The sequence below is a fragment of the Salinicola sp. LHM genome (assembly GCF_034479735.1).
GTDB classification, from domain to species: Bacteria; Pseudomonadota; Gammaproteobacteria; order Pseudomonadales; family Halomonadaceae; genus Salinicola; species Salinicola salarius.
Genome location: NZ_CP140261.1, coordinates 133,052 through 147,925, shown reverse-complemented (window position 1 = coordinate 147,925; position 14,874 = coordinate 133,052). Strand labels below are relative to the sequence as shown.

The window sequence follows — 14,874 nt, the reverse complement described above, 5'->3', positions numbered from 1 at the left end:
AGGGAACAGGCTCCATGACCGACGAACGCCTGCCGCTCTACCAGCGCCTGCGCGACGACATGCTGGCCAAGATCGCCGCTGGCGAATGGGCACCGGGCGGCGCGATTCCGACCGAAGCCGAGCTGACCAGGCACTACGGTGTCGCCGTCGGCACGCTGAGAAAGGCCGTGGACACACTGGTCCAGGATGGGCTGATGAAGCGCAGCCAGGGGCGCGGTACCTTTGTCCTGCGCCCCAACTTCGAGAGTTCGCTGTTCCGTTTCTTCCGCCAGGTGGATGCCAGGGGCGAGCGCCGAATTCCCAATGGCCGAATCCTGGCCCGGGAACTCACATCACCGCCGTCCTACGTGGCGGATGCGCTGGCACTGGCTTCGTCGGAGAACGTGATTCGACTGGAGAGAGTGCGTGAACTCGACGGGACGACGGTCTATCACGAAGAAATCTGGCTGCCGGCCAGCCGATTCGAAGCCCTGATGCAGATCGATCCCGACGATTTCGGTAATCTGCTCTATCCGTTCTACGAGACCCAGTGCGGGCAACTGATCGGTTCGGCACGAGAAACCCTGACCGTCGAGACGGCCGACGCGACCCTCGCCGGGGTTCTCGGTATCGGCACCGGCCAGCCGGTCGTCATGATCGAACGACTGGCGTTCGGCTACGACCGCACGCCGCTGGAATATCGGCGTTCACGCGGCGCCGCGAACACCTTCCGTTATCAGGTCGACATCTCCTGACCGATGGCCTCGCGGAAAACCGCCCATTCGGCATCTAGCCGGGTACGTGCAGCGTCAGCACCGCACAAGGAGCAAGATGCGCTACCTTGTGCGACACGCTGCCGACAGCCAGGCTTTTCAGATTGCTCAGGCCGCGGCTGCCCATGATGATCATGTCGACCCCGAGTTCGGTCGCCTGCCGCACGATGGTCTCGACCGGCCGCCCTTCCACGATGTGATAGGTCACCTCGTACGAACCGCCGGCTATCGCCTGCCAGGCTTCCTCGAGCAGCCGCTCCCCCGCCAGCCGCCCCTTCTCCGGCGTGTAGTCGGCTGGCGCGGCTCCCACCTTGGCGCCGAGCGCATCCTTGGCAACCGGTACCTCAGGCACGTGCAACAGGTGGATTCTGGCCTGGGTCGCACGCTGGACGAGACACGCATGCGCCAGCGCCTGACGCGCGCTGACCGAACCATCGATGGGTACCAGTATCTGCTGAGTCATGATCGCCACCTCCTGGTGTGACTGACTTGGCGTGATGACTGCCTGGGTAGGTAATCGACGCGATTCGACTACCCGGCGCGTTGCGATACCGGGTAGCGAACCTGACTACAGCGTAGACAATGCACGCCAGGAGGCGACATCGAGAGTGGCAGGATGAGGGCCGAGCGCCGACTGTCTTGCAGCAATCGGCGCTCGCATTGGGCGGGAGGCTTTCGGTTCAACCCGCCCGGGCGTACTTGGCGACCGCCTGGTCGACATGGATGCAGGCGACCTTGACCCGGTCGTTGACGCTATCCAGCGGCGGATCGGCCTGGGTGCAGGCTTCGGTCGCCAGATGGCAGCGCGGGGCGAACGGGCAGCCCGGCGGCGGCGCCAGCGGCGACGGCGGCTCGCCCTTGAGGTGGACGCGCTCGCGTCGGCGGTTGGGATCCGCCACCGGTGTGGCCGAAAACAGCGCCTGGGTGTAGGGGTGGCGCGGCGTGGTGAAGACCTCCTCCGCCGGCCCGGTTTCCACCGGCTGGCCGAAGTACATCACGATCACGTCGTCGGCGATGCGGCGCACCACCGACAGATCGTGCGAGATGAACACGTAGGCCAGCCCGAACTCGTCCTGCAGATCCGCCAGCAGGTTGAGCACCTGCGCCTGGATCGACAGATCCAGCGCCGAGACCGGCTCGTCCAGCACCAGAATCTTCGGGTTGAGCATCAGGGCGCGCGCAATGGCGATGCGCTGACGCTGCCCGCCGGAGAACATGTGCGGATAGCGATCGGCGTGTTCCGGGCGCAGCCCGACCTTGGCGATCATGTCCAGCGCCGCCTGGCGTCGCTCGGCGGCGCTCATCTCCTTACGGTTGAGCTTGAGCGGCTCCTCCAGCATGGTCGCCACGGTCTTGCGCGGGTTGAGCGAGCCATACGGGTTCTGGAAGATGATCTGCACCTCGCGGCGCAGCGCGGCCGGCGGGCGCTGCCCCTCCTTCAACGATACCTCGTGCCCGCTGATCGTCAGCTTGCCGCTGGTGGGCGGCTCGATCATCGTCAGCACCCGGGCCAGGGTCGACTTGCCGCAGCCGGACTCGCCGACCACGGCCAGCGTCTGGCCGGGATAGAGTTCGAAAGTGGCTTCGTTGAGCGCTTTCACCGTCGCCGGCTTGGAGAACGGCCCACCCTTGATCTGATAGTGACGGGTCAGATTGACGGCGCTCAATACGGCATCGCGGCTCATGGGCGCACCTCTCTATGCGGGCTGGATTGCGGGTTGTCTCGCGCCACGCCCGCCGCAGCCGGCGACGGCGAGATCCCATCTTCCAGGGGATAGTGACACAACGTACGGGCCGGATCGTCCGGCGCCGCCACCGGCTCGACCTCGCGGCAGTGCTCGGTGGCATAGCGGCAGCGCGGGTTGAACAGGCAACCCGTCGGGCGATCATGCTGACCGGGCACGACGCCGGGAATGGTCGGCAGGCGATCCTGATCGCCGGCGCGCTCCGGCAGCGCCGACAGCAGCGCCTCGGTGTAGGGATGACGCGGATTGGCGAACAGCGACTTCACGTCCTGCTTCTCGACCTGGCGGCCGGCGTACTGCACCACCACATGCTTGGCCGTCTCCGCGACCACGCCCATGTCATGGGTGATCAGGATCAGCGCCATGCCGGTGTCTTCCTGCAACCGCAGCAGCAGCTCGAGAATCTGAGCCTGGATGGTGACGTCGAGCGCCGTGGTCGGCTCGTCGGCGATCAGCAGGCGCGGGTTGCAGGAGATCGCCATGGCGATCATCACCCGCTGGCTCATGCCGCCGGAGAGCTGATGCGGATACGCCTTGATCCGACGCGCCGGGTCGGGAATCCCCACCTGCGCCAGCAGATCCAGCGCCCGCTCGTGGCGCTCCTTGCGCGATCCGCCCAGGTGCTGCTTGATCATCTCGTCGATCTGGGTGCCGACGGTGAAGCAGGGATTGAGGCTGCTCATCGGCTCCTGAAAGATCATCGACATCTCGCCGCCGACGATGCGCCGGCGCTGGCGCGAGCTCAACTGCTGCAGATCCTGGCCGTCGAAGGCCATCTTGTCGGCGGTGACCTGTGCCGTCCACGGCAGCAGGCCCATGGTGGCGAGCATCGACACGGACTTGCCCGAACCGGACTCGCCCACGATCGACCACACCTCGCCGCGGTCGACGTTGATATTGACGCCCTCCACGGCCGCGAACAGGCCACTGCTCGTCTGGAAGCGAACGCTGAGCCCTTCGATATCTAGTAATGCCATGAAAGAGCCTCCTGCGTCATGAACGCTTCATTTTGGGATCGAGCGCATCGCGCAAGCCGTCACCCATCAGATTGATCATCAATACCGTGAGCAGAATGATCAGCCCCGGGAACGTGACCGCCCAGTAGGCGCTGCCCATGAACTCGCGCGCATTGGCCAGCATCGCGCCCCACTCCGGCGTCGGCGGCTGGACGCCCATGCCGAGAAAACCCAGCGCGGCGATATCGAGAATCGCGGTGGAGAAAGAGAGCGTCGCCTGCACGATCAGCGGCGCCATGCAGTTGGGCAGCAGCGTGTTGAACATCAGCCGCAGGTGCCCGGCGCCGGAAAGCCGGCTGGCGATGACGTACTCGCGATTCTTCTCGCCGATCACCGCGGCCCGCGTCAGGCGCACGAAATAGGGCAGCTGCACCATGGCGATGGCGATCATGGCACTGGTCAGGCCGGGACTGAGAATGGCGACCAGGCCCAGCGCCAGCAGCAGGCTGGGGAATGCCAGCACCACGTCCATCACGCGGGTGATCACGGTCTCGATCCAGCCGCGGAAGTACCCGGCCAGCAGGCCGAGGAAGATCCCGGCGCCCATCGAGATGATGACCACCATGGCGCTGATCGAGAGCGAATAGCGCGCCCCGTAGATCAGACGGGAAAGAATGTCGCGACCCACGGCATCCGTACCGAGGAGATAGTCCCAGCTTCCTTCGGCATGCCAGACCGGCGGCACTAGCAGCGCCGAACGGTCCTGCATCGCCGGGTCGTGCGGGGCGACCCAGGGCGCGAACAGCGCGACCAGCAGAATGAGAACGATGAAGATCAGGCCGACCAGCGCACCGCGACTGGCGCTGAAATCGCTCCAGAAGGAGGCCAGCTGGTAGCGGAACGTCCCGGGTGCGGCGGGGGTGGAAATTGCAGCCATTGTCATGCCCCCTTAATGGCGAATGCGTGGATTGATGACGCCATAGGCGATATCAACCAGCAGATTGACGATCATCACGATGAACGCGATCAGCACCAGACCACCCTGCACCGAAGGATAGTCGCGCCGCGAGATCGCATCGATCATCCACTTGCCGATGCCCGGCCAGGAGAAGATCGTCTCGGTCAGAATCGCCCCCGCCAGCAGCAGGCCGACCTGAAGGCCGATCACCGTCACCACCGAGATCAGCGCGTTGCGCAGCGTATGCACCATGATCACGCGGAAGTTCGACAGCCCCTTGGCGCGCGCGGTGCGAACGTAGTCCTCGCCCAGCACTTCGAGCATCGAGGAGCGCGTCTGACGGGCGATGACCGCCAGCGGGATCGTGCCCAGCACGATCGCAGGCAGGACCAGGTGATGCAGCGCGGAGAGAAACGCGCCCCAGTCGCCGGCGATCAGGCTATCGATGGTCATGAAGCCGGTGACGGAGTCGATGAAATACAGAAACGAGATGCGTCCGGAAACCGGCGTCCAGCCCAGGGTGCTCGAGAACAGCATGATCAGCAGCAGGCCCCACCAGAAGATCGGCATCGAGTAGCCCGTCAGACTGACACCCATGACGGTATGGTCGAGCGTCTTGCCACGCTTGACCGCCGCCAGCACGCCGGCCGGCAAGCCAATGATGACAGCGAACGCCAAGGCGAACAGCGAGAGTTCCAGCGTGGCCGGAAAGCGGCTCATGAACTCATCCATCACCGGCGAGTGGGTCACCAGGGAATTACCGAGATCGCCGTGCAGCAACCCCTTCAGGAAATCGAAATATTGGGCCACCAAGGAGCGGTCGAAGCCCATTTGCGCCTTGAGCTCGGCATAGCGCTCGGCAGAAATGCCGCGCTCGCCCGCCATCAGCAGAATCGGGTCGCCCGGCAACAGGCGAATGAAAGCGAACGCAACGATGGTGACGCCAATGAACGTCGGGACCAGCTGCGCCAGCTTGACCAGAAAGAATTTGAACATTTTGGAGTACTAGCTAGTCGCGCGATAAGAGACGGGGCGGCTTCAGAGCCGCCCCGTGTCCTCGCTAGGAGAGAATCACTTGATGTCGACGCCTTCGAAGCTGTGGCCGCCGAGCGGATCGATCTTGTAGCCGGTCACTTCCTTGCGGATCGGCATGAAGACCGTGGAGTGGGCCAGGGTGTCCCACGGTGCCTGCTCCTTGAAGATCTCCTGCGCCTGCTCGTAGAGCTTGGCGCGCTCGCCCTGATCGCTCAGCGTGCGCGCTTTCTGGATCAGCTCGTCGAACGGCTGGTGGCACCACTGCGAACGGTTGGCACCGCCGACACCATCACAGCCGAGCAGCACGCCCATGAAGTTGTCCGGATCGCCGTTGTCGCCGGTCCAGCCCAGAATGACCGCGCCCTCGCGCTTGGTATCCGAAGAACGCTTCAGATACTCGCCCCACTCGTAGGTGACGATCTCCGCATCGACACCGACCTTGGCCAGATCCGACTGCATCAGCTCGGCGGTACGCCGCGCATTCGGCATGTACGGACGCTGAACCGGCATCGCCCAGATGTTCATCTTCAGGTTCTCGACGCCCGCATCGGCCAGCATCTGCTTGGCTTTCTCGGGATCGTACTGATCATCCTGGATGTCGTCGTTGTAGCCCCACATGGTCGGCGGGATCGGGTTCTTGGCGACTTCGCCAGCGCCCTGGAACACCGCGTCGATGATCGCCTGCTTGTTGATCGCCATGTTGAGTGCCTTGCGCACTTCCGGCTTGTCGAATGGCGCCTGCTGGGTGTTGTAGGCCAAGTAGGCCACGTTCAGACCCGCTTCCTGGAGTACGTTGATGTCGTCGTTCTGCTTCATCTCTTCGACATCGGACGGATTCGGGAACGGCATCACATGACACTCGCCCGCCATCAGCTTCTGGTAGCGAACCTGGGCATCGGAAGTGATGGCGAAGACCAGGTTGTCGATCGGCTGCTTGCCGCGGAAGTAGTCCGGGTTCGCCTGATAGCGAATGGCCGCATCTTCACGGTAGTTGACGAACTGGAACGGACCGGTGCCGATCGGCTGCTGGTTGGCCAGCTCCGGCTTGCCCTCGTCGAGCAACTGCTGCTCGTACTCCTTGGAGTGGATCGAAGCGAAGTCCATTGCCAGATTGGCGACGAATGGCGCGTTGGGCTTGGTGAGCACGAACTTCACGGTATGATCGTCGACCTTCTCGATCGACTTGATCAACTCGCCCATCGACATCGAATTGAAGTACTCGAAGCTGCCGTTGGCGAGCTTGTAATACGGGTTGTTCTCGTCCATCTGACGCTCGAACGTCCAGATGACGTCGTCGGCGTTGAGTTTTCGACTCGGCGTGAAGAAGTCGGTGGTCTGGAACTTGACGTCATCGCGCAGATGGAAGGTCACTTCCAGGCCGTCGTCGGAGATTTCCCAGCTCTTGGCGATGGCCGGTTCGACTTCGGTGGTACCCGGCTTGAACTGGACCAGACGGTTGTAGACCGTCTTGCTCGACGCGTCGAAGGTGGTCCCCGCAGTGTAGAGCGAGGGATCGAAGCCTTCCGGAGAGCCTTCGGAGCAGTAGACCAGCGTCTTGGCCATGACCGGGGTCGCGCCCAGCATCATGGCGGCGATGCCAGCCGCAAGCAGCGTCTTCTTCATTGTCAATCTCCTGCACAGCGCACGCTGTTATTGTGATATCGGCTTGTGGCCGATTGTCATTGTGTTACCGGTCTGTCAGGTATCCGGTAATCGGCACAGACTAGAGCGTGAAGCAGCGTTTAATCAATTGTCCAATAGCGTGACCCGCAGTGGTTGCACTGACTGACCGTTCCGTTTAATAGAAGCGGCCAGCCACGCAGGACAAGACGCGATCGCCGCTATCGCTACGGTTGAATCTGCTCGCCGGCCGCCAGCCATTCGTCGACCTGATCGCGGTTTTCCTCGAGCCAGGTCCGTGCGCCCGCCACCGGATCGTCCTGAGACTCGATCTCCGACATCAGCTCGCCGAGACTTTCATCGCTCATGTGCCAGGCGTCGAGCACCGCCGTCAGCCACGGATCGTCTCCCGAAAAGCCCTCGCGGGAGAACCAGTAGATCGTGTCACCGTCGCCATAGACCTTCTCGGGATCCTCGAGATACTTCAGATCGTAGTCCGCGAAGGCCCAGTGCGGATTCCACAGCGTTACCACGATCGGCTCTTCACTCTTGTAGGCGCGGTCGAGCGCGGACATCATCGCCGGTTCGGAGCTGTTCACCTGGTTCAGTGGCAGATCGTAGGTTTCGATAGCGTCGTCGGTCATCCCGGCGATCGCCGAGCCCGGGTCGATCCCCAGAATCGTCGGGCTGCCCTGGTATTCGAACTCGTCGGCACGCTTCGCCAGTTCCGGAATGGAATCGATGTCGACATAGCTCGGCACCACCAGGCCCAGCCCGGTCCTGTCATACCAGGCGTCGTGTACCTCGAGCGTATCCTTGTACGGCTCGAGAAACGCCTTGTCGGTATAAGGCAGCCACAGCTCCAGCGATAGATCGAAATCACCATTCGCCAATCCCGCAAACAAGGCACTCTTGCCGACATCCGATAGCTCGACGTCATACCCCTGGTCATCCAGCACCAGCTTCCAGAGGTTGGCGACGGCAACGTTCTCGGCCCAGTTGTTGGTGCCGATGACCAGCGGCTTCTCCTGGGCAGGAGCCACAGCCGAGGCGGTCGAGCCGACGGCGAAAAGAGCGGCAGCGGCTGGAACCACAAAAGCCTTTTTCATAATTTTTTATCCCTGCTTGTTGTTAGAAACAAAAACACAGCGTTATAAGTATCCGGATATTGGCGAAGATTGCTACCGCCAATCCTCGGGGAGCATTCATGAAGATTCAGCTCAAACGGATTTACGACGCCGCCGCCCAGAACGACGGCTATCGAGTTCTGATCGATGGCATGTGGCCGCGTGGCATCGCCAAACGAGATGCCAGGATCGACGCGTGGTACAAGCCGCTCGCACCCAGCAAGGCACTACGCCAGTGGTTCGGCCATGACCGGGAACGCTGGCAAGCGTTTCGAAAGGCGTATCTCGCGGAACTCGCCGAGGCCGACACCACCGCTCTCGACGAGCTATGTGAGATCGCCCGCCAGCAGCAGCTGACGCTGCTGTTCGCTGCGAAAGACGTCGAATGCAATCATGCCGTGGTGCTCAGGGAGTACCTGCAAATGCGCGATGGACGATTGGAGAAGAAGCGATGAACGAGACGGAAGCGCTGCAGCTCGCCACGAAAGTCCAAAAAGCCTGCATCGAGGCCGCACTGTCTGGCTATGAAAGTGCCGCCCTGTCCGGCTTGTGCCAGGAAGGCGCCATCGAGGCCGCAATCAGCGCGATCCAGATGCTCGATCTGAACGCGCTGGCGGTGCCGGGATCGCATCAGGATCCGACCTAGCTCGACGTTCGACGACACCATTCGGGGCATCACGCTCGACGAACTATCACTTTCGTCTAACAGGCGCTGACGTTTCAGACGTTTATGCTGGCTTCCTGCTTGTATGACAAAGAGCCGACTCACTGTCTGGCGTCTTTGCATGCCAATGTCTGATGCACCCGCCGAAGAGCCCGATCATGGAACAAGACATTACCCTTTCGCTTCGAGACGCCGAAGCGCTGAGCCTGCGCATCCTCGGCAATGCCGGATTCAGCGATGCCCACGCCGGCGCAATCACGCGCAGTGTGATCGCGGCGCAACGTGACGAATGCCATTCCCACGGCCTTTATCGCCTCATCAGTTGCGTGGAAACCGCCAGAAAAGGCGGCGTCGATACCCAGGTCGAGCCGGAGATCATCGATCAGGCACCCAGCATCGTGAGGATCGATGCGCATCGGGGCAACTCGCTGCTCTCTTTCGAACGAGGCAAGTCGCACCTCAAGGAGAAGGCCGAACGTAACGGCATCGCCGCGCTCGCAATCAACAACTGCTTTCACTTCTCCGCGCTCTGGCCCGAGGTCGAAACACTCGCCGAGATGGGGCTGGTCGGCCTGGCGATGAACCCGACCCATGCCTTCGTCGCCCCCACGGGCGGCAATCGCCCGCTGCTGGGAACCAACCCCATCGCATTTTCCTGGCCGCGACCGGGCAAGCATCCTTATACCTTCGATTTTGCCACCAGCGTCGTCGCCCGTGGCGAGATCGAACTGCACAAACGCGCCGGCGACTCGATCCCCGAAGGCTGGGCACTGGACGACCAGGGCAACGCGGCCACCGATCCGGCAGCCGCGCTCGAAGGCGCCATGCTCCCCTTCGGCGGCCACAAGGGCTCCGCGCTCTCGACCATGATCGAACTGCTCGCCGGCCCCTTGATCGGTGACGTGCTCAGCCACGAGACCCAGCCCGCCAACGATCAAGGCACCGGCAAGCCCTACCACGGCGAGATCATCATCGCCCTCTCCCCCGCCACCTTCTTGGGCGAACGTGCCGACGCGCATCTCGCCCACGCGGAAGTGCTGTTCGAGCGCATCCTCGACCAGGGCGCCCGGCTGCCCTCGCAGCGTCGTTATGAAGCGCGGGAACGCAGCCGCGTCAATGGCGTGAAGATTCCCTTGGCGCTGTATGAAGAACTGCAGAAGCTGGCGTGAAATATGAGACAGCGACATGAGAGGGATTCAGCTGCAAGTTAGGCGGAGAGAAGCGGATACGGCGGTTCGTGCCGAGGGCGACATTGGCGCCGCCCTTCTGGTTACCTGGCTCGATCAAGCCACCCGAGGGCGAATCCCCTCGTAGTGACCGTGGCGTCTGGCCTCATCCAGATCATAGGAATTCTGTAGCCGCAGCCAATAGCCCGGGCTGGTACCGAAGTAGATCGACAGGCGCAAATCCGTGTCTGCCGTGATCGCCCGCGCCCCGCGCGTGATTTCGCCGATACGGGTCGCCGGCACACCAATGGCCAAGGCATTGTTGGTCAAACCCAACGGCTCGATGACATCCTCCAGCAGAATCTCGCCAGGATGGATATTGGGGGTCGCTCTTCGGTCATCGTTTACCTCCTGTACCTCCCTGAGTATTACGGTCTCGAACGCAGACCCAATGTTCGATTTCGAAAGCCCTCTCCTCTCCGCATCCGCGCTTCCACCCCGCCCCAGGCAGGCCTATCGCGAGTCGTCATGATGACGCCACCAGCCCCTCCCTCTGACACTTGTCTCTACACGATTCAAGCTCATGAAATTCGGATAAAAACTTCTGACCCAAGAAATTTTCATTGATGAAAATCTCGTAAACGAATGGATAAAGTCGCTCTAGACTATTGATTCATCAGGCAGTTACCGCTCTCGCAATCCACAACAGACATACGACTCGTCCAGCATCTAATACTTTTTGATTAATTAAAAATGTTCGATAGCGAGCCACAATGAGTCAATTCGAACATTAGCGAGCAGATCCGAACATGGCCAACGAAAGCTACGATCTGATTGTCATCGGCGGCGGTATCAACGGCGCGGGTATCGCGCGTGACGCCGCGGGTCGCGGCCTTTCGGTGCTGCTGGTCGAGGCGGATGATCTTGCCAGCCATACGTCTTCGGCTTCGACCAAGCTGATCCACGGAGGCCTGCGTTACCTGGAGCAGTACGAGTTCAAGCTCGTGGCCAAGGCACTTTCCGAGCGCGAGGTACTGCTCAAGGCTGCGCCGCACATCATCTGGCCGATGCGTTTCGTCCTGCCTCATCAGAAACATCTGCGGCCGGCCTGGATGATCCGAACCGGGCTTTTCCTGTACGACCATCTGGGTGGACGCCAGACGCTGGCGGGCTCGCAAGGGATCAAATTCGCCGATCACCCGGCCGGGACGCCACTGAAGCCCGAGTTCGCCAGGGGCTTCGCCTACTCGGATGCCTGGGTTCAGGATGCTCGGCTGGTGGTGCTCAACTGCATGGACGCGGCCGACCGTGGCGCCCGTATCATGACGCGTACCCGCGCGGAAACGGCAGTGCGCAACGCCGACGGTTGGCAAGTCACTCTAAAGACGATGGACGGCGAGACAATCGCGGTTCACTCGCGCGGGCTGGCCAATGCGGCCGGGCCCTGGGCCGTACGTTTCCTCGACGAGGTCGCTTCGCAGAAGCATCCGTATTCGCTGCGCCTGATCAAGGGCAGCCATATCGTGGTCAACCGGCTGTTCGACCACGACTACGCCTACATCTTCCAGCAGCCCGATGGCCGCATCGTGTTCGCCATCCCCTACGAGCGTGATTTCACGCTGATCGGAACGACCGACGTCGAGCATGAGGGCGCACCGGGCAGAGTGGCGATCGAGGAAGACGAGGTCCGCTATCTCTGCGAATCCGCCAATCGCTATTTCGAGCAGTCGATCGGTCCCGACGACGTCGTCTGGAGCTACTCCGGCGTGCGCCCCCTGCTCGACGATCGCGAGGACAACGCCAGTGAAATCACCCGCGATTACCGCATCCAGCTCGATACCTCCGGCGGCGCCGTCCTGCTCAACGTCTTCGGCGGCAAGCTGACCACCTATCGGCGGCTGGCCGAGGATGCCGTCGATCAACTGGCCCCCGAGCTCGGCAACCAGGGAAAAGCCTGGACCGGCAAGGGCCACCCGCTCCCCGGCGGAGAAGAAGCGAAACCCCAGCATCTGTTCGAGTCGCTACAGGCCAGTCACCCCTTCATTCCCCTGGGCATGGCCAACCGCCTGGTCTTCAACTACGGGACCCGCGTGCGCGACATCGTGGAGGGTGCAAAAAGCCTGGAAGATCTGGGCGAGCATTTTGGCGCCGACCTGTATGCCGCCGAAGTCGATTACCTGCGCGATCACGAGTGGGCACGAACTGCCGAAGATATCCTCTGGCGGCGATCCAAGCTCGGGTTACGGCTCGACGATGATCAATGCCAACGGCTTGCCGACTACCTCGCTCGCTCTTCCGACGGGCCCACCAAGGCCGAGCCGGAAATCTAGGTACGCTCCCGGACCCCATAAGCGAACGCCGCCGTCGCGAATGACGGCATCAATCCAACTGCCATCGATACGAGAGGCGCAACACGAAGGAGGAAAACATGGCACGCCAGCCCATCATTTTTATCGGCATTCACCTTGCTGGGCATGCAAGTCCGGCCTTACCCAGCCACGACACTCATGACATTAAGGAGTATTCATGGGAATTGTAGAAACGATACTGGTTCACGAGATCGCCGGAACGGCGTTCCTGACGCTACTGGGTTGCGGCGTCGTGGCCAACGTCCTGCTGAACAGGACGAACGGCAACGGCAGCGATGGCATCGTGATCTTCTTCGGCTGGGGGCTTGCCGTGTTCTGCGGGGTCTACGTTGCCTACGATACCGGTGCGCATCTCAACCCAGCGGTGACTCTCAGTTTACTTATCGGTCCGGCTCAGGAGTACGCCGATGGTATTCCGATCAATGTCGTCACGACTGTCACGTACTTTGTGGCTGAGTTCGTCGGCGGCTTTCTCGGGGCGGTCGTTTGCTACCTCGCCTATAAAAAACAGTACGATGACACCGAAGATAGCTCCATCAAACTGGCTACGTTTTCCACGGCACCGACCATCCGATCCTACGGCTGGAATCTGGTCAGCGAGATCGTCGGCACCTTTGTACTGACCTTCGTGATCATCATGTTCGGTAACACGCCATCCGGCCTCGGGCCATTGGCGGTCGCACTGCTGGTGGTCTCGATCGGGGCCTCGCTGGGTGGGCCGACAGGCTACGCCATCAACCCAGCGCGTGACCTCGGCCCCCGCATTGCCCATGCCGTACTGCCGATCAAGAACAAGGGCCCTAACGACTGGCGCTATGCCTGGGTTCCCGTGGTCGGCCCCGTCATCGGTAGCACGCTGGCTGCGCTTGTAGCCTACATCTATTAACCCGTCTGACTGATCGATTTCCGCAACGAATACGAGGAGCAACCGCCATGAGCGACGAAAAGAAATACGTACTCGCGATCGACCAGGGTACGACCAGTTCCCGCGCCATGCTGTTCGATCACAATGGGCAGATTGCAGGCGTTGCCCAGCGCGAGTTCGAACAGATCTTCCCGCGACCGGGCTGGGTGGAACACAACCCGCGCGACATCATGACCAGCGTGCTGACAACGCTGACCGAGGTGATCAACAACACCCAGGTCGACGTCTCGGAAATTGCCGGCATCGGCATTACCAATCAGCGTGAGACCACGGTGATCTGGGACAAGCACACCGGCCAGCCGGTCTACAACGCCATCGTCTGGCAATCGCGGCATTCGGCCGAGATCTGTGACCAGCTGCGCGAAGCGGGCCACGCCGACATGATCCGCGACAAGACCGGCCTGGTGATCGACGCCTATTTTTCAGGCACCAAGGTCAAGTGGATCTTCGACAACGTCGACGGCGTCAAGGAGAAGGCCGAAAAAGGCGACCTGCTGTTCGGCACCATGGATTCCTGGCTGATCTGGAACCTGACCGGCGGCGCCGAACACGTCACCGACGTGACCAACGCCTCGCGCACACTGATGTTCAACATCCGTGAACGCCGGTGGGATCCGGAGCTGCTCGAGCTGTTCGGCGTGCCGGAATCGATGCTGCCCGAGGTCAAATCCTCCAGCGAAGTCTATGGCAACGTGCTGCCGAAATACTTCTTCGGCAATGAGCTGCCGATCGCGGGTATTGCTGGCGACCAGCAAGCCGCCCTGTTCGGCCAGGCCTGCTTCAAGCCCGGCATGGCCAAGAACACCTATGGCACCGGCTGCTTCACGCTGATGAACACCGGCAGTGAGGCCACGAAATCGGAAAACGGACTGCTGACGACCATCGCATGGGAGATCGATGGCGAGGTCGAATACGCCCTGGAAGGGGCCATTTTCGTCGCCGGCTCGGTGGTGCAGTGGCTGCGCGACGGGCTGCGCATGCTGGGCAAGGCCTCGGACTCCGAAGCCTATGCCGAGCGCGCCGGCAGCAACGACGGCGTCTACCTGGTGCCGGCCTTCACCGGTCTCGGCGCGCCCTACTGGAATTCGAACGTGCGCGGCGCGATATTCGGCCTGTCGCGGGGTACCAGCAAGGAGCAGTTCATCCGCGCCGCCATCGAGTCCATGGCCTATCAGACGGCGGACGTCCTCAAGGCAATGCAGTCCGATTCGGGAATCGATCTGACCGAATTGCGCACCGACGGTGGCGCCATCGCCAACAACTTCCTGGCTCAGTTCCAGGCGGATATTCTCAACGTCGACGTGCTGCGTAGCGAAATCAACGAAACGACGGCGCTGGGCGCCGCCTACCTTGCCGGTCTCGCCCTCGGATTCTGGGAGTCGCGCGAGCAGATCGCCGAGCAATGGGCGATCGAACGCCGCTTCGAACCCCACATGAGCGACGACAGGCGCAATGAACTGTATGACGGCTGGAAGCGAGCCGTACAGGCCACCATGGCCTTTCAGGTCGCCTCGTAGCAACTGTCGCGCCCAGCGAGACCGCTTGGCGATGCTGTTC

General features: G+C 61.9%; 15 protein-coding genes. 7 read left to right on the top strand and 8 right to left on the bottom strand.

The window, feature by feature from the left end; translation table 11 throughout:
* Nucleotides 1-14: 14 nt before the first annotated feature.
* A complete protein-coding gene (locus R5R73_RS00670) occupies nt 15-734 on the top strand; it encodes a GntR family transcriptional regulator (protein WP_322528483.1) in 720 nt (239 codons plus the stop codon).
* 34 nt (nt 735-768) lie between these two features.
* On the opposite strand, the gene R5R73_RS00665 is transcribed toward R5R73_RS00670, so the two are convergent.
* From R5R73_RS00665 to R5R73_RS00635, 7 genes are all read right to left on the bottom strand, one after another.
* A complete protein-coding gene (locus tag R5R73_RS00665; RefSeq protein WP_322528482.1) occupies nt 769-1,215 on the bottom strand; it encodes a universal stress protein in 447 nt (148 codons plus the stop codon).
* A 217-nt stretch (nt 1,216-1,432) separates the two neighbouring features.
* Complete coding sequence (locus tag R5R73_RS00660; RefSeq protein WP_071232340.1) at nt 1,433-2,437, bottom strand: dipeptide ABC transporter ATP-binding protein; 1,005 nt, start codon at nt 2,435-2,437, stop codon at nt 1,433-1,435.
* Nucleotides 2,434-3,474, bottom strand: coding sequence for an ABC transporter ATP-binding protein (locus tag R5R73_RS00655; RefSeq protein ID WP_071232341.1), 1,041 nt, complete (start codon nt 3,472-3,474; stop codon nt 2,434-2,436). The genes R5R73_RS00660 and R5R73_RS00655 overlap by 4 nt, the downstream gene beginning before the upstream one ends.
* 16 nt (nt 3,475-3,490) lie before the next feature.
* The gene (locus R5R73_RS00650) at nt 3,491-4,390 is read right to left on the bottom strand and encodes an ABC transporter permease subunit (protein WP_110636022.1); all 900 of its coding nucleotides are present in this window, start codon (nt 4,388-4,390) and stop codon (nt 3,491-3,493) included.
* 12 nt (nt 4,391-4,402) lie between these two features.
* A complete protein-coding gene (locus tag R5R73_RS00645) occupies nt 4,403-5,407 on the bottom strand; it encodes an ABC transporter permease subunit (RefSeq protein WP_071232343.1) in 1,005 nt (334 codons plus the stop codon).
* 75 nt (nt 5,408-5,482) lie between these two features.
* The gene (locus R5R73_RS00640; RefSeq protein WP_083387401.1) at nt 5,483-7,069 is read right to left on the bottom strand and encodes an ABC transporter substrate-binding protein; all 1,587 of its coding nucleotides are present in this window, start codon (nt 7,067-7,069) and stop codon (nt 5,483-5,485) included.
* 224 nt (nt 7,070-7,293) lie between these two features.
* The gene (locus R5R73_RS00635) at nt 7,294-8,175 is read right to left on the bottom strand and encodes a glycine betaine ABC transporter substrate-binding protein (protein ID WP_322528481.1); all 882 of its coding nucleotides are present in this window, start codon (nt 8,173-8,175) and stop codon (nt 7,294-7,296) included.
* A 98-nt stretch (nt 8,176-8,273) separates the two neighbouring features.
* Between R5R73_RS00635 and R5R73_RS00630 the strand changes: the two genes are divergently transcribed.
* From R5R73_RS00630 to R5R73_RS00620, 3 genes are all read left to right on the top strand, one after another.
* A complete protein-coding gene (locus R5R73_RS00630) occupies nt 8,274-8,648 on the top strand; it encodes a DUF488 domain-containing protein (RefSeq protein WP_322528480.1) in 375 nt (124 codons plus the stop codon).
* Nucleotides 8,645-8,839 (top strand): hypothetical protein, encoded by a 195-nt coding sequence (locus tag R5R73_RS00625; protein WP_322528479.1) that lies wholly within the window; start codon nt 8,645-8,647, stop codon nt 8,837-8,839. Before R5R73_RS00630 ends, R5R73_RS00625 begins: the two co-directional genes overlap by 4 nt.
* Nucleotides 8,840-9,015: 176 nt before the next feature.
* Nucleotides 9,016-10,026 carry an Ldh family oxidoreductase gene (locus R5R73_RS00620; RefSeq protein WP_322528478.1) on the top strand — a complete coding sequence of 337 codons (1,011 nt, stop codon included), beginning with the start codon at nt 9,016-9,018 and terminating at the stop codon, nt 10,024-10,026.
* Nucleotides 10,027-10,140: 114 nt separating this feature from the next.
* Here the strand turns inward: R5R73_RS00620 and R5R73_RS00615 are convergent, their stop codons facing one another.
* The gene (locus R5R73_RS00615) at nt 10,141-10,353 is read right to left on the bottom strand and encodes a HigA family addiction module antitoxin (RefSeq protein WP_416221206.1); all 213 of its coding nucleotides are present in this window, start codon (nt 10,351-10,353) and stop codon (nt 10,141-10,143) included.
* A gap of 479 nt (nt 10,354-10,832) precedes the next feature.
* On the opposite strand from R5R73_RS00615, the gene glpD reads away from it, so the two are divergent.
* The 3 genes from glpD to glpK all read left to right on the top strand — a co-directional run bounded on the left by glpD (nt 10,833) and on the right by glpK (nt 14,834).
* Nucleotides 10,833-12,353, top strand: coding sequence for a glycerol-3-phosphate dehydrogenase (gene glpD / locus R5R73_RS00610; protein ID WP_322528477.1), 1,521 nt, complete (start codon nt 10,833-10,835; stop codon nt 12,351-12,353).
* A 196-nt stretch (nt 12,354-12,549) separates the two neighbouring features.
* Nucleotides 12,550-13,278: an MIP/aquaporin family protein gene (locus tag R5R73_RS00605; RefSeq protein WP_110651273.1), complete on the top strand. Its 729-nt coding sequence runs from the start codon at nt 12,550-12,552 to the stop codon at nt 13,276-13,278.
* A 47-nt stretch (nt 13,279-13,325) separates the two neighbouring features.
* Nucleotides 13,326-14,834 carry a glycerol kinase GlpK gene (glpK, locus tag R5R73_RS00600; protein ID WP_322528476.1) on the top strand — a complete coding sequence of 503 codons (1,509 nt, stop codon included), beginning with the start codon at nt 13,326-13,328 and terminating at the stop codon, nt 14,832-14,834.
* Nucleotides 14,835-14,874 lie beyond the last annotated feature (40 nt).